Here is an 18,133-nt window from a genome sequence, read left to right on the forward strand (position 1 = left end):
CTCCGCTGCCTCGCCTTTTCCAGCGTGCCAGATAAAGGTTCTTCGCTCTGTTGGGAAGCGCCTGGTTGATACCGGACTGGCAAGTTTGTGTGCGTATCACTTACTGGCTTCGCACTATCCATTACCGCGTCTGCTGAACCTTTGGGTTGCGCCCCTTACGGGCGCCACACCTTTCTTGCTTGCCCAAGAAAGGTGTGCCAAAGAAGGGCACCCCGACATCCGGGTTTCGCTGCGCGAAACTCCCCTCGCTCCGGCGCCGCTCCGGGGGCCGGCTTACATGGGCCATCCCTGGCCCATTAAGCCTCTCGCCGCGTCCATGCGGCTCGTCCCCCTACGCACCACCTCCACTCGGCCTCCTGACGGGACCGGAGCGCGAGCCTGCAAGATTTCCACGGGCTCAAGCTCGGCGGGGTCTGTTTTTGCTTTTGCTCTTGAGCTGCGATCGAACAGATGACGCACAAGCCCCCTCAGGAGGCCGAGTGGAATCGCCACGTAAAGGGCCGGGCGGGTAGCCATGAGCGACATGGATGTCGCGAGAGCTGCGATGGCCGGGGCCGCCTAAGCAGGGATAGCCCTTCGCAGCGTGCCCCTGAAGTGGTGATGGAGCGAGGGAATCCCGGCGCAGCAGGGCGGGGGCGCCTAGCCCGTATGTAGGGGTGTGTTTCTTTGCTTACTTTCTTTGCACAAGCAAAGAAACGTAGCGAAGCGCAGTAACAGCCACAGGCTGGCCCGAAGGGTGAGCGAAGCGAATCAAGGTGAGGCGCCCGAAAGGGGCGAAACCCATCCGGCCAGGCGGCGGGATAACGGAAAGTGCCAAGCCATCGGCAACGACCATTTACTTGCCAGTCCAGTGCCAAGGCTAACTTTTCTGAAACTCCGCGAAGCACAAAAACCGCCCGGGCGATCACTCGTCCGGGCGTTTTAGTTCCTGCGGTCGACCTCAGGATTTGCGGTTGTAGGCGCCTTGCTCGCTGACGTCGACGTTGCCGTCACGGCCATTGCGCACGATGTAGTAGAAGAACTGCGGAATGCCGATGACGTAGCGGGCGAACAGCCGGCGCGGCTCCATCAGCAGACGGTAGGCCCACTCCATGCCGATCTTGCGGATCGCCGCCGGGGCACGGTTGAAGCGCTGGGCGGCAAAGTCGAGGATCGCGCCGCCGCAGATCATCAGCGCCGGACGGCCCAGCTGGCGCTGCAGCCTGACGGCTACCTCTTCCTGGCGCGGCATGCCCATGCCCATCACGATCAGGGGAATCTTGCCTGGCTCCAGGTGCTGCTGGACGAATTGCAGGTAATCCTCCAGGGGCTGGAAGCCATCGATGGCATGGAAGCTGCGGCCGCTGAACAAAGCGCTGGCGCCCTGGCTGGTCCAGGGTTCGCAGGTGCCCATGGCGAAAAGCTGATACTGCTCTCCACGCTCGCTGTGCAGCGCGTGTTCGATCAGCGCGGGGATGAAATCGGTGCCATTGAGGTTGGCACCAGGCTCCAGACCATTGAGCGCACAGGCCAGCTTGATGCCGATACCGTCACGCAGCAGGTAGTTGACCTGCAGGAAGTGACGGCGGGCACGTTCATCCTGCTGGATGAGGTTGTAACCATGCTGGTTGAGGAAGCCGACGATAGTCGGTTTCTTCGGGGCGCTCAGCTCATTGAGCAGGGGCGTCACATCATGTTCTTCCAGCAACTTCAGGTTGTGAATGACCGGGTCGTACAAGAGTTGAGAAGTTTTCACGGGCGAGCCTCGTTGTCGGAAAGTTGGGAAAATCATCCGGGGGTTCGTTCACGTGGCGGCGCGCTTTGCTTGTTCTTGTAAAAGTCCGTTTTGCAGCGAGATTAAAGGCAGTCCTTGCCCCATCGATCGTGAACTGGCAGTGCCATGGGATTGGTGGCGCACCACCGCGTGGTGAGGCTCGGATGAGCCCCGACGATGATGACCGGGGACGGACGCACGAAGCGCCGCCCCCGGCCGGTTATCAGGCTGCGGAAACCTTGAGTTCCTTGACGCGGCCATAATTGTCGGAAAAGCGAATGATATCGTCTTCGCCCAGGTAAGTGCCCGATTGCACCTCGATCAATTCGAGCGGGATCATACCGGGATTCTCCAGGGCATGGATCTGGCCAATCGGAATGTAGGTCGACTGGTTTTCGGTGACCATGTAGGTCTCGTCGCCATTGGTCACCTGGGCAGTGCCGCTGACCACGATCCAGTGCTCGGCGCGGTGGTGGTGCATCTGCACCGACAGCTTGGCGCCCGGCTTCACGGTGATGCGCTTGACTTGGTAGCGTGCGCCCTGATCGATGGAGTCGTACATGCCCCACGGACGATACACTTCGCGATTGTTGAGGTGCTCGCAACGCTCCTCGCGCTTGAGCTGCTCGACGATGCGCTTGACCTCCTGGGCCTTGTCCTTGTGGGCGACCATGATGGTGTCCTTGGTCTCGACGATGATCAGATCCTCGACGCCCACGGTGGTCACCAGGCGGTAGTCGGCGTGCACGTAGTTGTTGCGGCTATCGTGGCTGAGCACGTCACCCTTGTGCACGTTGCCGTCGGCGTCCTTGTCACTGACGTCCCACAGCGCGGACCACGAACCGATGTCGCTCCAGCCGGCGTCCAGGGGCACCATCACGGCGTCTTCGGTCTTTTCCATCACCGCATAGTCGATGGAGTCTTCCGGGCAGGCGGCGAAGGCCTCCTTGCCGATGCGCACGAAGTGCATGTCTTCTTCGCTCTGCGCGCTGGCGCGGCGGCAGGCGTCGAGCATTTCCGGCTGCCAGCGTTGCAGCTCTTCGAGGTAACGGCTGGCGCGGAACATGAACATGCCGCTGTTCCAGAAGTGCTCTCCGGAGGCCAGATAACGCTCGGCGGTTGCGCTGTCGGGTTTCTCGACGAACTGTTTGACGGTAAAGCCACCTGTACCCGCAGCCTCACCCTTCTGCAGGTAGCCGTAGCCGGTTTCGGCATGGCTCGGCACGATGCCGAAGGTCACCAGCTTGCCGGCCTGGGCGAAGGGCAGGGCGGTTTCTACGGCGCGGTGGAAGGCAGCGACATCCTTGATCAGGTGGTCGGCAGCGAGGATCAGCAGCACTGGGTCGTGTTCCTTTTCCAGCGCCTTGATCGCGGCCAATGCGACGGCGGGCGCCGTGTTACGGCCCACCGGCTCGAGCAGGATGCTGGCGTTATCGATGCCCAAGGTGCGCAGCTGTTCGGCGGCGAGGAAGCGGTGCTCCTCGTTGCAGATCAGGCACGGCGGGCTGACCTCGAGGCCCTCCAGGCGGCGAATGGTCGCCTGCAGCATGGACAGCGAGTCATCGGCGATCGGCAGGAACTGCTTGGGGTTGAGTTGGCGCGACAGCGGCCACAGGCGCGAGCCGTTACCGCCGGAAAGAATGACAGGAATCATCGTGGAGCTCCTCCCATGAAGAGTGATTGCCGGAGTTTGAATTCCCTGAGCAGGATCGGCAGGATCAGGAACGCGTCACGCGCGTAACGGCCCACCAGGCGGCGAGGTTCGGTAAATGCACGGTGCAGCCATTCCAGCGAGTAGCGTTGCATCCACAGCGGGGCGCGACGCAGCTTGCCGGACAGGAAGTTGATCGAGGCGCCCACGCACAGGCCGATGCCCACGGCCTGATCGGTTTCGAAAATCTTGTGCGCGAGAATCTCCTGGCGCGGGCAGCCGACCGACAGCACCACCAGATTGGACGGATGCTCGATGACGAAGGACAGGCAGGCCTGAATCGCTTCCTCACTGTTGATGAAGCCCATCGGTGGGTTGTGGTGGTGGAAGGTGATATGCGGGAAGCGTTCGCGCAGACGTGCGATGTCGTCGTCTTCGCAGCCGATGATGGTCACGTCCCAGGCGCGTTCCTCGGCGATATCGATCAGCTCGGCAGTCAGCGTGCTGCCTGGAATGGCATCCTCCACCGGCACCCTGAGCATGCGCAGCAGCGGCAGCAGCACGCGGCTGTCGCAGATGCGATGGCGAGCCACTGCATAGGCGCGCTTGAGGTCACGGTCGGTTTCCAGCTGCACCACATGGTTGATGTTGGGCGTCACGATATAGCTGTATTTTTCAGTGCTGTGCGCAACCAGGTCGTCAATCAGACGATCCTTGGGGCCAGCATAGAATTCGATGTCAAAAGCCTTCATCAACACCTCTTTGCGCCACTGGCGCGTGTTACGGACAGGCAACGACGGTTGTTGCTCACGATTCATTTGCCCAAAGCCGCTTTCAGCAATTTGCTGTGGGTGTGCACGTAGTGCAGGACATACAAAGAGATACTGTGCAACGGCGATAGTTTCATGACCTCCCGACGAATGCGCATGTCTTCCTTCAGCGCATCGAAGCGGCGGCTGGTGGAAACCCCGGTGGTGTCGAAGATGCACAGCGGCGAGTCGATCTTCAGCACGTCACGCTGATGATCCTGGCCCTGGAGGAATTCGACGATCATGCAGTAGTCGGCCGAGAGCTTGAAATCGTCGCGAAAGCGCACGTTGCGCAGCCGCTCGTTTTCGAAATACATGGCCTGGTGGCTCGACGGCATGCCCAATACCAGGTGCTCGATCTTCTTGGCCTTCTGCGGGGTGAGGCGACCCTCGGCGTTCTGCAGGTAGTAGTCGCCGTACACGTAGCGCGGTTTGCCAGGCGCCTGTTCGATGGCATCGGCAACCTTCTGCAGCACATGCTCGTCGTAGAAGAAGTCGCCGCTGTTGAGGAACAGGGTGTAGCCCTCGGTCGCCGAGCCCTTGATCAGGCCCTTGTTCATGGCGTCGTAGAGGCCCTTGTCGCGCTCGCTGGTGATCTCGGCGTAGGGCTCGTCGATGGTCGCCAGCCACTCGGCGCCGCCGTCGGTGGAGGCGCCGTCGACCACTATCCAGCGAAAGTTGCGGTAGGTCTGGGCGGCCACACTCTGGTAGGTCTGCTTGAGACCTGCCAGGTTATTCCAGTTGATGGTTACGATACTGAATTGGGTCATGGCGTGTGCCTCTGATCTCACGAGTCGGGGAAGCTTGCGCGGCATAGGCGCGGGAGTAGTACAGGAAGCAGGCGGCGCCGATGCCCAGGACATCGCCGCCGTACATCAGGGAGTTGGACAGGAACATGTTGAGCATCTGGAACCAGAACACCAGCTGGAAAGCGCTGAGCAGCGGGCCCTTGTTCGGGCAGCGTTTCATGATGCGCAGGTAGCCGACGTAAAAGATCAGCGCGATCAGCGGGGTGAGGAAACCGTAGCGGTAGTACACGCCGAAGATACCCACGTCCGACAGGTAGAAGTGCGGGTTGTAGAGCGTGCTGAAACCGCCTTTCCACTGCAGCGACAGCGAGCCCATGCCGATGTACATGTTGTCGGCCACCGCGCCGATGATGATCGCCGTGGTGGTGTCGCGCACGCCGGGGCCGGTGGTGGCCTCGTCGAGCAGCGCCTGGAACTTGTCGAACTGGGCGTAGTAGAAGTCCGGGAAGATGAAGAACGAGGTCACCAGGATGGTGGCGGCCAACAGACCCAGCTTGAGCAGCGAATCGATGCGGTCGCGGAAGATCCACAGACCGGCCAGGCACCAGATGATCATGGTCTGCCGGGTTTGCAGTACCAGCCACAGGTAGGAGGCGAAGAACAGCAGGGTGCAGACCTTGGGCAGCGAGATGCGATCCTTCATGCTGTACATCAGCATGAACGCACAAAGGGTCACGTAGCTCGAGCCGATGCGGAAGCGATTGGGGCGCAGCAGCACGTCGCCGGCATCCTTGGCGTCCACCGTGAAGGACACGTTGGTGTTCTCCGGGATGATCCCGAAGTAGTAGCAGTAGCCGACGAAGGCGCAGGCCAGGCCCGAGTACAGGAAGAAGGTTTCCAGGTGCTTCTGGGTGGGCGCCGTCTTGATCATCAGGAACAGTGCCGGGAAGAACACCAGGTAGGCGAAGCTGCGCCGCTCTTCGAGCAGGCCGTAGAGGAACGGCTGGTCGAAATTGAGTTCGGCCATGATTGCCGAGACCACCGGCAGTACCACGCCCATGAAGATGATCCACAGGCTGGTCTTGGACTGGTAGATGCGCTTCCAGACCAGGAACAGCGCCGCCGAGCTGCCCAGAATGCCGAGCAGCCACAGCTCGCGCAGGTAGGGTATGCCAGCCTTCTTGTCGTCGGTCAGAAAGAAACAGGCCGAGTTCAGGACAAACAAGATCAGCAGCAGATTGCGGTATGCCAGGAGTTGCTTGAACAAGCTCGCCTTCCCATATCGAAATTGTCGTGGCTCGCAGCGCCGCCGCGTAGGCGTGGCTTGCGAGGTATCTAGTAGAGCGCCTGCAGATAGTCGCGAGTATTGCTATGGATGCGCGGTTCGTCGCGCATCTCCTCGATCAGCCACCAGCGGTAGCGACCGTGTTGCACGCTTGGCGGCTGCAGGTTCTGTTGCGCGCCCAGTTCCAGTGCATAGGCGATGACCACATAGTGGGTATCCGGCGCCTCGCCGAACACGCTGTCGGTGTAGAAGTGTTCGTACACACCGAGCAGCCTGGCCTGGTCACGCTGGAACGGCTGGCCCAGTTCCTCCTGGGTCAGCCGGGCGAACGCCGTGTCCAGCGGTTCGTTCTTCAGGATGCGCCCGCCCGGGGCGAACCAGCTGCCCTGGGCGGGGCGGTTGAGGCGCTCGCCCAGCAACAACTCACCCTGCAGGTTGCGTACCAGCAGATCGATGGACACCAGCGGCGTGCCGGCGACCACGGTCTTGAAGGTATCGGCCGGCAGGAACATGTCAGCTGCGCACATCGTCGATGTGCTCGACGAACCAGCGATAGGCGTCACGCAGACCGGTTTCCAGGTCGATGCTCGCCGTCCAGCCAAGCTTGGCCAGGCGCGAAACGTCCATCAGCTTGCGTGGCGTGCCATCGGGCTTGCTGCTGTCGAAGCTCAGGCGGCCCTGGAACTCGGTGACCCGCGCGATGGTTTCCGCCAGCTCGCGAATGGTGCAGTCCTGGCCGGTGCCGACGTTGATGTGCGAGAGCATCGGCTGGGTGTGCGCCTGGTACGTGGCTTCATCCAGATTCATCACGTGGACGCTGGCCGCGGCCATGTCGTCGACGTGCAGGAACTCGCGCATCGGCGTGCCGCTACCCCAGATCACCACTTCATCGTCGCCACGCAGGGTCGCTTCATGGAAGCGGCGCAGCAGGGCAGGGATGACGTGGCTGTTTTCCGGGTGGTAGTTGTCGTGCGGGCCGTACAGGTTGGTCGGCATCACGCTGCGGTAGTCGCGGCCATGCTGGCGGTTGTAGCTTTCGCACAGCTTGATGCCGGCGATCTTGGCGATCGCGTAGGGCTCGTTGGTCGGCTCCAGCACGCCGGTCAGCAGCGCTTCTTCACGCATCGGCTGCTCGGCATGTTTCGGATAGATGCACGAGCTGCCCAGTGACAGCAGCTTCTGCACGCCAGCTTCGTGGGCGGCGTTGATGACGTTGGCCTCGATCATCAGGTTCTGATAGATGAAGTCGGCCGGGTACTGGTTGTTGGCGTGGATGCCGCCGACCTTTGCCGCGGCCAGGTAAACCTGGTCGATGCGCTGCTCGGCGAAGAAACGCTTCACGCTGGCAGCATCGACCAGGTCCACGCTTTCGCGTGGCGCCGTGACGATGCTCTGGTAGCCCTGGCTCTGCAGGTGGCGCACGATCGCCGAACCGACCATCCCACGATGGCCGGCGACGAAGATGCGCTGATCAAGAAGCGCGTTCATGCTCAGTTCTCCACGGAGACCGGCATGTCGTGGCCATGTTCCTTGAGCAGGGCATGACGCTGGGCGACCTTGAGGTCTTCACGAACCATCTCGGCGCACATCTCCTGTACGGTGATTTCCGGCGTCCAGCCCAGCTTGGTCTTGGCCTTGGTCGGATCGCCCAGCAGGGTTTCCACTTCGGCAGGACGGAAGTAGCGTGGGTCGATGCGCACGATCACGTCGCCGACCTTGAGGGCCGGGGCCTTGTCACCGTCGATGCGTTCGACGATGCCTTGCTCGTCCACGCCGCTGCCTTCGAAGCGCAGGTGCACACCCAGCTCGGCCGCCGACCAGGTGATGAACTCACGCACCGAGTACTGCACGCCGGTGGCGATCACGAAATCGTCCGGTTGCTCCTGCTGCAGCATCATCCACTGCATGCGCACGTAGTCCTTGGCGTGGCCCCAGTCGCGCAGCGAGTCGATGTTACCCATGTACAGGCAAGGCTCCAGGCCCTGGGCGATGTTGGCCAGGCCGCGGGTGATCTTGCGGGTCACGAAGGTTTCGCCACGGCGCGGCGACTCGTGGTTGAAGAGGATGCCGTTGCAGGCGTACATCCCATAGGCTTCGCGGTAGTTGACCGTGATCCAGTAGGCGTACAGCTTGGCGACCGCGTAGGGCGAGCGCGGGTAGAAGGGGGTGGTTTCCTTCTGCGGGGTTTCCTGCACCAGGCCGTACAGCTCGGAGGTGGAGGCCTGGTAGAAACGGGTTTTCTTTTCCAGGCCCAGCAGGCGGATGGCCTCGAGGATGCGCAGGGTACCCATGGCATCGACGTCTGCGGTGTATTCCGGCGCTTCGAAGCTGACCGCTACGTGGGATTGTGCGCCGAGGTTGTAGACCTCGTCAGGCTGCACTTCCTGGATGATGCGGGTCAGGTTCGACGAGTCGTTGAGGTCGCCGTAGTGGAGGATGAAGTTCTGGTTGTCGACGTGCGGATCCTGGTAGATGTGATCCACGCGCTGGGTGTTGAAAGACGATGCGCGGCGCTTGATGCCATGCACCTGGTAACCCTTCTCCAGCAGGAACTCGGCCAGGTAGGAGCCGTCCTGACCTGTGATACCGGTGATGAGTGCTTTTTTCTGTTCCATTGCGATACCTGCGATGTCCAATTGATTAGAGAGCTGTAGCCAAATCGCTGCGCGCGGTCGGTGGATCAGGCGCGTTTGAGCAGCAATTGCAGGCGTTCCATAACGCCGAGAAAAATGATCCGCACCGACGGAAACTTGTAAAAGAAACGGTAGATGTCGTACTGCGCCTTCTGTTGCGATTTGCTGTCGCTGACAAGGTCGGCGGAGTCGATCAGGGCTAGGCCCTCACCTTCGATGTTGTGCAGGATGCTCAGTTCCATGGGCTTCATGGAAAGGCTGAAATTGTGCAGGCCACGGGCCTCGGTACGGGTCAATTGCAGGCCTTTGCAGGTCTTGCTGCCGTACAGATTGACCGTGAAGTCGTAATCGGCGAGCAGCGGATTGCGGCGCTTGAAACACGATGGCAGCAGCTCGCAATAGGCGTCGTAGACCGACAGGCTGTCCTCGCGGCGGGCGAACCTATAGTCGACCGGCTGCTGCTGGATCGGCACCTGGAAGCGTGAAGAGGCGATGTTGAAGTGCTGTCCCGGGTCGCCGAAGTTGGTGGTCAGCGAGCGGAACGGGTACACGAAGTACAGATCCTTCGAAATGATGTAGGCGGTGTACAGCTTGAGCCATGAGGACTCCGGCCAGCCGCGAATGTCCGCCGGGATGCCCTCGATATGGCTGATGTCGGTGCCATTGCTTTCCAGCCACTGGCGAAAACCCTGCCAGTGCCGGCGCGACCAGGCCTGGCCCCAGGACGCGGCCATCTGGATGAAATGCACGTGGGAGTCGCCATCGTCGATCGGCATGAAAGGCAGGTCGACGGTCTGGTTGAACTGCACGCTGTACAGACTGATACCAGCCACGCCGGCGTCATCGGCATAGGCCTGCAGGGCCTTGCTGGTGTAGTCGTAGAAGAACGGTGAAACGAACAGGTCGTCTTCCAGGATGATCACGTCGCCGTATTGCTCGGTCAGGTCGCCACAGCTCAGTACGTGCTGGCGCAGCCCCAGGCGCTGCGGGTGGGCGATGATGCGCTTCTCGCCGTGGGGCCAGTCGAAGGCCTCGGCAACCTGGCGCGGCTGCGGGTTGCCGGAGTTGTCGAGGCTGATAACCAGGCGAATGTCGCCCTCGGGATAGCGCGCCGTGAGCAACGAGCCGAGCAGGCGGCTGAGGCTTTTCGGCCGGTTGTAGCCGATGACGACGATAGTGGGCAATGGTGCTGTCATAGGATCGAAGCCAGTCTCTGATGAAAAGGGTTAGGAACGGTCACGGGGCATCTGCCGATCCGCCGTGGCATGCCAGCGGCGTGCGGCGAACAGCACGCTGGCAATCAGACTCAGGTAAATCAGGATGCTCGCCGCAGCGAACGCCATGACGGTCTGCCCGGCTTGTTGCAGGAACAGCGCGCCAGCCATCAGGGCAGCGATGCGCAGCACGGTGCTGAGCACTTCAAAGACGAGAAATTGGCCCTGCAGGGCAAGGGCGGGCACCGCCACTGCGCAGGGCCGGCTGACGAAAATCATGTATTCGGCCAGGGCCAGCCAGCGCGCGTACTCACCGGCCACTGCCCATTGCTCGCCGAATACCAGCGCGAACAGCTGCGGGCCAAAGCAGAACACCAGGGCGAAGGGCAGCAGGCCCACCAGGGCCAGCGCTGCCGTTGCCTTTGCCAGCATGGCGGCGACCGGCTGGCGCTCGTGCACCGCTGTGCTGATACGCGGGTAGTAGACATCTGCCACGGACTTGCCGAGCAGTTGGGTCGGCACGTTCAACGCCTGCTTGCACAGCGCGAAGAAACCGGCGGCCACCGGCCCGAAGAACACGGCGAGCACCAGCGTCGGCAGGTTCTGCGACACGGCGTTGATAAGCATCTGCGGGGCGCGGTAGAGCGGAAAGTCGTGGTAGCGCGCGGCGAGTTCGCGAGTACCGAGCGGCGGCGCCTCGCCAGCCGCCTGGGTGGCCCGTGCGAGGGGGCTGCGGCGCAGCGACCAGTTGAGCATCAGGGTATGCAGCAGCGGCCCGACAGCCGTGCTCAGCAGCAGCGCCGCGGGGCTGGCGTGCAACAGGCCGACGCCGATACGCAGGCCGTTGTGGGCCAGGGCCTGCTGTACCGCCACACCGGCAGTGAGGCGGTAGCATTGCTTGCGAATCAGCCACTGCTGAGTCACTTCGAGTGCAGCACTGGCCAGCAGCACCAGCGGCAGCAGCATCAGAAAAGGGGTGATCTGCGTCACCCCAGCCGCGGCGGCCAGCGCTTCGCCAAACAGGGCAATCAAGCCTGCGGCGAATAGGGCAAAACCAGCGGCAATCAGCAGGGAGAGACGAATCAGACCACGGGCATCGGCATCGCGCTTGGGCAATACGATGGCGATGGGATAGGTGAGGGCGGCAATCGGGATGACCATGAACGCCAGGCTCATGAACACCCCGAGCACGCCATACGCCTGGGGGCCGTAGAGGCGAGTGATCACCGGCATCAGCGCCAGGGTGATCACTTGCGCACCGGCCGTTCCGGACGCCACGGTGACGATGTTGCGCAATACGGGGCTGCGCAATGCCGCCCTGCCGGCTGCGCAGAAGCGCGTCCGGAGGGCGGCTGGGGTGGTGACTTCAGGTTCCATGACGTCCACTGTCGGAAGGGTCTCAGCCGTTCACTTGCTTGCGGCCGATGCCGTAGTAGTCGAAACCTTCGCGGGTCACCTGGCTGAGGTCGTACTGGTTACGGCCGTCGATGATCAGCGGTTGCTTGAGCAGCTTTTTCAGGGCCTTGAAGTCCGGGCGGCGGAACGGCTTCCACTCGGTGACCAGCACCAGCGCGTCGGCATCGATGGCCGCTTCGTACTGGCCGTCGACGATCTGCAGGCGACCTTCGTTGAACCAGTGCTCGGGGAACTCACGCACGGCGGTTTCGCGGGCGATCGGGTCGAAGGCTTTGACCTTGGCTCCAGCGTTGATCAGGCTGTTGATCAGCACCACGCTCGGCGCTTCGCGCATGTCGTCGGTGCCAGGCTTGAACGCCAGGCCCCATACGGCGAAGGTGCGGCCCTTGAGGTCACCCTCGAAATGCGCGGCCAGCTTGTTGAACAGCGACTGCTTCTGCTGCTCGTTGCGCGCTTCGACGGCCTGCAGCAGCTTGGGCTCGAAGTCGTTCTGGTGAGCGATGCTGATCAGCGCCTTGACGTCTTTCGGGAAGCACGAGCCGCCATAGCCGCAACCGGCATAGATGAAGTGGTAGCCGATGCGCTGGTCCGAGCCGATGCCCAGGCGCACGTTCTCGATGTCCACGTCGAGGCGGTCGCACAGGCTGGCGATTTCGTTCATGAAGGAGATCTTGGTGGCCAGCATGGCGTTGGCCGCGTACTTGGTCATTTCCGCATCGCGCACGCCCATGAACTTGATGCGCGGGTTGTTACGGATGAACGGCGCGTACAGCTCGCTCATCACCTGGCGGGCGCGTTCGCTGTCGGTGCCGATGATGATGCGGTCCGGGTGCATGAAGTCGTCGACCGCGGCACCTTCCTTGAGGAATTCCGGGTTGGAGACCACATCGAAGCTGATGTCCTTGCCGCGCAGCTCGAGCTGCTCGAGGATCTCGGCGCGCACCAGGTCGGCGGTACCTACCGGAACGGTGGACTTGTTGATCACAGTGGTGTGGCGGGTCATCAGGCTGCCGATCTGGCGCGCCACTTCCAGCACGTAGCGCAGGTCCGCCGAGCCATCCTCACCGGGAGGGGTGCCGACGGCGATGAAGATGATGTCCGACTGCTCCATGGCTTCTGGCAGCGCGGTGGTGAACAACAGGCGACCGGCCTCGAAGTTCTCTTCCACCACGGTTTCCAGGCCCGGCTCGTAAATCGGCAGGATGCCTTTCTTGAGGTTCTCGATCTTTTTCGGATCGACATCCACGCAGACAACCGTGTTGCCCATCTCGGCAATGCAAGCGCCGGTGACGAGGCCGACGTAGCCGGTTCCAACGACAGTGATATTCATGGATAAACTTTCCTTGAGTGAGCGTTAATCGTTACGTGCGCCAAAACGGGCGCGGTCAATAAATGTCGCGGGAGAACAGGGTGAAGGGCGTTTTCACCAGGATCTTGATGTCCAGCCACAACGACCAGTTGTTGATGTAGGCCAGGTCCTTCTCCACACGCTGCTGCATTTTTTCCAGGGTTTCGGTTTCACCACGATGACCGGTTACCTGGGCCAGGCCGGTGATACCCGGCTTGAGACGGTGACGGGCCATGTAGGCGAGAATCTTGTCGCTGTAGTAGTTGTTGTGGGCCACGGCATGCGGGCGCGGACCGACCAGGGACATTTCGCCGCGCAGTACGTTGAACAGTTGCGGCAGCTCGTCGATCGAGGTGCGCCGCAGGAAGCGACCGACCGGGGTGATGCGCGGATCTTCACGGGTCGCCTGCTTGACCTTCTGGTCGTCATGCATGCGCATCGAGCGGAATTTCCACACCAGGATCACGCCACCATTCCAGCCATGACGCGGCTGCAGGAAGAACACCGGGCCGGGCGAGGACAGCTTCACGGCGATGGCCGCGATGATGAACACCGGGCTCAGAGCCACCAGCGCGAGGAAGGCCAGGGTGCGATCCATCAGCTCCTTGCTGAAGACCGCCGCCGGGTGCGAACTGATCGGGCTCTCGTTGAGGTAGATGGCCGGCAGTTGCTCGATCTGCGAGATCGACTGGTTGAGCAGCGGCATGCTGCCGAAGTCCGGTACCCAGACCACGTCCACGCTCATGTCCAACAGGTCGATATAGAGCTTCTCGATGTGCGAGATCTCGTCCAGGGTCAGGGCGATGTACACGCGGCGCACGCCGTGCTGCTCGGTGATGTCGCGCAGCTCCTGCAGCTTGCCGAGAATCGGGAAGCGGCCGTCCTGAGTATGGGCATCGTCGCTGGAAGCGATCAGGCCGACCAGCGGCACGCGGTTGTTGGCGGTCAGGCGTTCGGCCAGCTCATGGGCTTTCTCGCCGGAACCGATGATCAGTGAAACGCGCTCGTTGCGCAGTTTCTCCGAGTGCAGACGGGCGAAGTAGCGCAGCGGGATGAAGGCGATGGCCTGGGCCAGGAAGCCCAGCAGCGCCCATTCACGCATGATCTCGAAGGAGAAGCGCTCCAGGCTCTGGCTGAAGTAGGCGATGAACAGCAGGCCGGCGAGCAGGGTCAGCCAGCCGGCCAGCAGGTGGGCCAGGCCGGTCAGGTAGCCGAAGCGCTTGTGGTACACGCGCAGCAGGCCATAGGCCGGCACCGAACCCAGCACCGTGAGGACGATCAGCAGGCGGTACTCGGTGGGGACGTCACCGTAGCGCTGTACGACCAGGTAGCAGAGCAGCATGCTGACCAGAGTAATGGCGCAGGTCCATTGACCCCAGAACGTCAGTCCCCTGCGGTTCTCGGCAGGATTGATCCGTTTGGAAATCATTTGCGGCGATCCTCGTGCAAATCTTCGATGAAGTAAGTGGCCTCCGGAAAACGCACGAGAGGCGACATGTCCTTGGGTGAAGCAATGGCGGGCGTGCCCAGGGTCGTGCAGCGCGGTAGCGCCTGCTGAAAGGGTTGCGCCCTGAAACTGAACTCTCGACGCATGGTTTTCCAACCTCCAACAAATACGAATCCTGCGGCCTGAACCCACAGGCACGCGTTATCAGGCAGTCAACTAAGCGAAGTGCTGGTGTGCGATGCGCCAGGGCGTGTCGATGACCAGACGTTCGGCCTCTCTCTCGCCCAGGATCCGGGCGGCTTGCAGGAGGCCTTCTTGTAATAGGGGAGGGCGGTGATCCAGGTTATGGGCATCAGTCGCCATAATGCTGACCACGCGATTGCTCAGCAGTTCGTGAGCCAGGTGCATGGCGCGTTCGCCAAAACGACCGGCGGCAGAAGCGGCGGTCACCTGCAGCAGGCAGCCCTGTTCGATGAACGGCTTGAGCTTGCCCGGGTTGTTCATCAGCGCCTTGTTGCGCTCCGGGTGGGCGATGATCGGCACCACGCCCTTGTCGAGCAGCCACTGGCTAAGGCGTTCGGCGCCAAAGGGCATCTCGCCGTGGGGAAACTCCAGCAGCAGCACCTTCTTGCCTTCCCACTGGCCGAGAAACGGAATGCTGCCGTCCAGCACGCGGGTCATCAGCTCGCCGGAGAAGCGCACCTCGGCAGCGGCGCCGACCTTGAGGTCGATGCCAGCCTCCTGCAGCGCGCTGTTGAAGCGGCTGCAGGCCTCGGCGATGCTGCGGCTGTCGTTTTCGTAGCGGCCGATATGGATGTGCGGCGTGCAGACCACGTGGCTGATGCCGTTGGCCACTGCCATGCGTGCCATGTCCAGCGCGGTCGGCAGGTCTGCCGGGCCGTCGTCGATGCCCGGCAGCAGGTGATTATGCAGATCGATCATCAGGCACCTCCTGCTGTCATGCGCTGGTAGTGGGTCATGCTGGCAATCAGGCCTTGCGGTCGCTGTAGCCATAATGGTCGTAGTAGCCGCTGTAATCGCCGGAGCGCGCAGCCTTTTCCACGTCCACCTGGTTGAGCACCACGCCCATCACCGAGGCGCCACTCTGCAGCAGGTGGCCAACGCCGCGCTGGGCTAGCGGGATAGAGGTGCCGTCGGCCTTGACCACATAGATCACCGAGTCGGCGAAGGTGGACAGCAGTACGGCATCGCTCACGGCCTGGCTGGGCGGTGAATCGATGATGATGTGGTCGTAGCGCTCCTTGATCATCTCCAGGAACTTGGCGAAGCGCGGCGAGGCCAGCAGCTCCAGCGGGTTCGGTGGTACGGCGCCGGCCGGCAGCATGTCCAGGTTGGTGCCCATGTTGTGGATGCACTCTTCGACCTTGGCGCTGCCGGTGATCAGGTTGGCCAGGCCGGGAGTGCCGACCGGGAAGTCGAAGCTCTTGGCCAGGGTCGGGCGGCGCAGGTCGGCATCGATCAGCAACACGCGCTGCAGCTGGCTGAGGGCGAACGCCATGTTGGCCACCAGGGTGCTCTTGCCTTCGCCCGGCGAGGAGGAGGTGACCACCAGTACTTTCTGCGGGCGCGAGGTGTCGGCCAGCATCAGGCTGGTTCGGATGGTGCGGATCGATTCGCAGAAGCGTGGATCCTCGCCATGCTCGAACAGGTGCGCCGCGGTGTACTTGGTATTGTTGGTGATCAGCGGAACGATGCCGAGTACCGGCAGGTTCAGCTTGTTCTCCACATCGTCGGCGCTCTTGAAGGTGTTGTTGAGAATGTCGCGAACGATCGCCAGGGCGACGGCGAACACCAGTGCCAGGCCGGCGGCCAGGACGATCAGCAGCTTCTGGTTCGGCGCGGCTGGCTGCAGCGGCGCGATGGCCTGATCGATGATCCGCGCGTTGCTGGAGTTGACGTCCTGAGTGGCTGCGGTTTCGCGCAGGCGGGTCATGAAGGTCTCGTACAGCGAGCGATTGCTTTCCACGTCGCGGGTCAGCTCACGCACCTTGAATTCCTTGCGCGAGATGTCCTGGATCTGCTCCTTGTTCTTGTCGAACGAGGCGTTCAGCGAGTTCTCGTTGGCCACGGCGAGCTGGTAGTTGCGCTCGATGCTGGCGACCACCTGTTCGACCTGGGCACGCAGGCTTGCCGAGGCGGCGCTGAGGTCGGACTTGGCGGCGAGCATGGCCGGGTGGCGATCACCGTAGCGACGCGACAGCTCCTCGACCTTGGCGCGCGCGCGGGCTTCCTCGGACTTGAATTGCTGGATCAGCGGGTTGCCAAGTACTGCCGGCACGCTGGCCAGGCGACGCCAGTCACCACTGCCCATGGACTGCACCTGACGGTACTGGCTTTCCGCCTCGGCGCGCTGGCGACGGGCGTCGATCATGCGGTCGCCGGTCAGCGACAGTTCGTTGTTGCTGATGGTGGCCACGCCGTTGACGTCCACCAGGCCCTCGGCCTCGCGATAGGCCTGCAGGCGATTCTCGGCTTCCTGCAGCGAGCTGCGCAGCTCGGTCAGGCGGGTGTTCATCCAGGTGGTGGCCGACAGCGACATCTCCATCTGCGCTTCGAGCTGGCTGTCGATGTAATTGCTGGCCAGGGAGTTGGCGATCGCCGCGGCGGTCAAGCGATCGGGCAGGTCGACGGAGATGTTGACCAGCTGGCTCTTGCCTTCGACCCAGATAGTGGTGCGATCCATGACGATCTTGGTGACGATGTCCAGCAGCTCGGCTTCGCTCATCGGCTTGGCCGGCTCGGGCTCGTCCACCAGGCCGGTGACCGACAACGCGCTCTGCAGGCCGCGGGCCACGGAGCCGAAGTTGATCAGTGGCTGTGGCTGCTGGCGGGGATCGAAGTCCGGGTGCTCGGTAAGGTTGAGCTCACGCACCACCTTCTCGGCCACTACACGGCTCCTGATCAGGCCGAGCTGGGTCTGCAGGTATTCATTGACCGCACCGGTGGTGTCGGTGACCTGCTGGAAGGACACCAGCTGGGTGCCCTTGGTCTCGATCATCACCGTGGCGACGGCGCGGTAGATCGGCGTCATGCGCGAGACCGCGACGGCGGTGATCAGGGTGACCACCACGACGAACAGGGCAATGGCCCACTTGCGCATCCATACCGCATTCCAGATGCGTCGCAGGTCGATGTAATCGCTATCTGCTTCCGAGGGCGATGGCTGCCACTGTCGGATCGTTCGTGCAGGACTGTTCATATTCAGAAGAACCCTTGATCGATGGTGATGGTGTCACCCGGCTTGACCAGGGTGTCGAGCGTGGCTTTCTCCGAAGCGCGGGACTCACCCGTGCCGCGGGCGATGGTGATGCGTTTGGTCGAGGCACGTTCAGTCAGACCGCCAGCCAGCGCAATGGCGCGGTCCAGGGTCAGGCCGGGTTGATAGGGATAGCCGCCTGGGGCCTTCACTTCGCCGCTGATATAGAACTCGCGGTAGGTGGTGACGCTGACCGATACGCGCGGGTCGACCAGATAGCCATCGGCCTTGAGGCGCTCGGTGATCAGGCGCTCGATGTCGGCTGCGGTCTTGTCGCTGGCCTCGATCGCCCCCAGGAACGGGTAGGAGAAGGTTCCGGCATCGTTGAGGCGGATTTCCTCGAAAGACAGATCGGGCTCGCCGAACACGCTGATCTTGAGCACGTCGCCGGAACTCAGCCGATACTGCGGGTTGGCCTGCGCGCCGGCTGCGAATGCGAGCATCAGCAGTAGCGAGAAGGCTTTGAACAGATGGTGGACTGACATCCGCATACTCCTTGTGGTTGCTTGATCATCAGGCGCGGGAAAAAGGGCGCCCGCCGTTCGCCTGCA

General features: G+C 62.3%; 15 protein-coding genes. All 15 read right to left on the minus strand.

What is annotated here, in order from left to right; all coding sequences use genetic code 11:
* Positions 1-940: 940 nt before the first annotated feature.
* The 15 genes from BM154_RS12265 to BM154_RS12335 all read right to left on the minus strand — a co-directional run bounded on the left by BM154_RS12265 (position 941) and on the right by BM154_RS12335 (position 18,067).
* Positions 941-1,735 (minus strand): WecB/TagA/CpsF family glycosyltransferase, encoded by a 795-nt coding sequence (locus BM154_RS12265; protein ID WP_074883933.1) that lies wholly within the window; start codon positions 1,733-1,735, stop codon positions 941-943.
* Between the two features lie 241 nt (positions 1,736-1,976).
* A complete protein-coding gene (locus BM154_RS12270; RefSeq protein ID WP_074883936.1) occupies positions 1,977-3,407 on the minus strand; it encodes a mannose-1-phosphate guanylyltransferase/mannose-6-phosphate isomerase in 1,431 nt (476 codons plus the stop codon).
* Complete coding sequence (locus BM154_RS12275) at positions 3,404-4,156, minus strand: WecB/TagA/CpsF family glycosyltransferase (protein ID WP_074883944.1); 753 nt, start codon at positions 4,154-4,156, stop codon at positions 3,404-3,406. Before BM154_RS12275 ends, BM154_RS12270 begins: the two co-directional genes overlap by 4 nt.
* 62 nt (positions 4,157-4,218) lie before the next feature.
* Positions 4,219-4,983, minus strand: a complete 765-nt coding sequence (locus BM154_RS12280; protein WP_074883946.1) for a glycosyltransferase — start codon at positions 4,981-4,983, stop codon at positions 4,219-4,221.
* A complete protein-coding gene (locus BM154_RS12285; protein ID WP_074883951.1) occupies positions 4,946-6,229 on the minus strand; it encodes a hypothetical protein in 1,284 nt (427 codons plus the stop codon). Before BM154_RS12285 ends, BM154_RS12280 begins: the two co-directional genes overlap by 38 nt.
* A gap of 68 nt (positions 6,230-6,297) precedes the next feature.
* Entirely contained in the window at positions 6,298-6,759 is a 462-nt protein-coding gene (locus tag BM154_RS12290) for a GDP-mannose mannosyl hydrolase (protein ID WP_074883952.1), read from the minus strand.
* A gap of 1 nt (position 6,760) precedes the next feature.
* Positions 6,761-7,735 (minus strand): GDP-L-fucose synthase, encoded by a 975-nt coding sequence (fcl, locus tag BM154_RS12295; RefSeq protein WP_074883954.1) that lies wholly within the window; start codon positions 7,733-7,735, stop codon positions 6,761-6,763.
* Positions 7,736-7,737: 2 nt separating this feature from the next.
* On the minus strand, positions 7,738-8,862 hold the full coding sequence (gmd, locus tag BM154_RS12300; RefSeq protein ID WP_074883957.1) for a GDP-mannose 4,6-dehydratase: 1,125 nt from the start codon (positions 8,860-8,862) through the stop codon (positions 7,738-7,740).
* A 65-nt stretch (positions 8,863-8,927) separates the two neighbouring features.
* On the minus strand, positions 8,928-10,076 hold the full coding sequence (locus BM154_RS12305; RefSeq protein ID WP_074883961.1) for a glycosyl transferase family 2: 1,149 nt from the start codon (positions 10,074-10,076) through the stop codon (positions 8,928-8,930).
* Between the two features lie 30 nt (positions 10,077-10,106).
* Positions 10,107-11,471 carry a lipopolysaccharide biosynthesis protein gene (locus tag BM154_RS12310; protein ID WP_083414561.1) on the minus strand — a complete coding sequence of 455 codons (1,365 nt, stop codon included), beginning with the start codon at positions 11,469-11,471 and terminating at the stop codon, positions 10,107-10,109.
* A 22-nt stretch (positions 11,472-11,493) separates the two neighbouring features.
* Positions 11,494-12,840, minus strand: a complete 1,347-nt coding sequence (locus BM154_RS12315) for a UDP-glucose dehydrogenase family protein (protein WP_074883967.1) — start codon at positions 12,838-12,840, stop codon at positions 11,494-11,496.
* Between the two features lie 55 nt (positions 12,841-12,895).
* Positions 12,896-14,287 carry an undecaprenyl-phosphate glucose phosphotransferase gene (locus BM154_RS12320; RefSeq protein WP_074883970.1) on the minus strand — a complete coding sequence of 464 codons (1,392 nt, stop codon included), beginning with the start codon at positions 14,285-14,287 and terminating at the stop codon, positions 12,896-12,898.
* A 234-nt stretch (positions 14,288-14,521) separates the two neighbouring features.
* On the minus strand, positions 14,522-15,247 hold the full coding sequence (locus tag BM154_RS12325; protein ID WP_074883973.1) for a tyrosine-protein phosphatase: 726 nt from the start codon (positions 15,245-15,247) through the stop codon (positions 14,522-14,524).
* Positions 15,248-15,293: 46 nt separating this feature from the next.
* A complete protein-coding gene (locus tag BM154_RS12330) occupies positions 15,294-17,525 on the minus strand; it encodes a GumC family protein (protein ID WP_074883975.1) in 2,232 nt (743 codons plus the stop codon).
* A 2-nt stretch (positions 17,526-17,527) separates the two neighbouring features.
* Positions 17,528-18,067 carry a polysaccharide biosynthesis/export family protein gene (locus BM154_RS12335; RefSeq protein WP_074883977.1) on the minus strand — a complete coding sequence of 180 codons (540 nt, stop codon included), beginning with the start codon at positions 18,065-18,067 and terminating at the stop codon, positions 17,528-17,530.
* Positions 18,068-18,133 lie beyond the last annotated feature (66 nt).

Source organism: Phytopseudomonas argentinensis (assembly GCF_900113905.1).
Taxonomy (GTDB): Bacteria; Pseudomonadota; Gammaproteobacteria; order Pseudomonadales; family Pseudomonadaceae; genus Aquipseudomonas; species Aquipseudomonas argentinensis.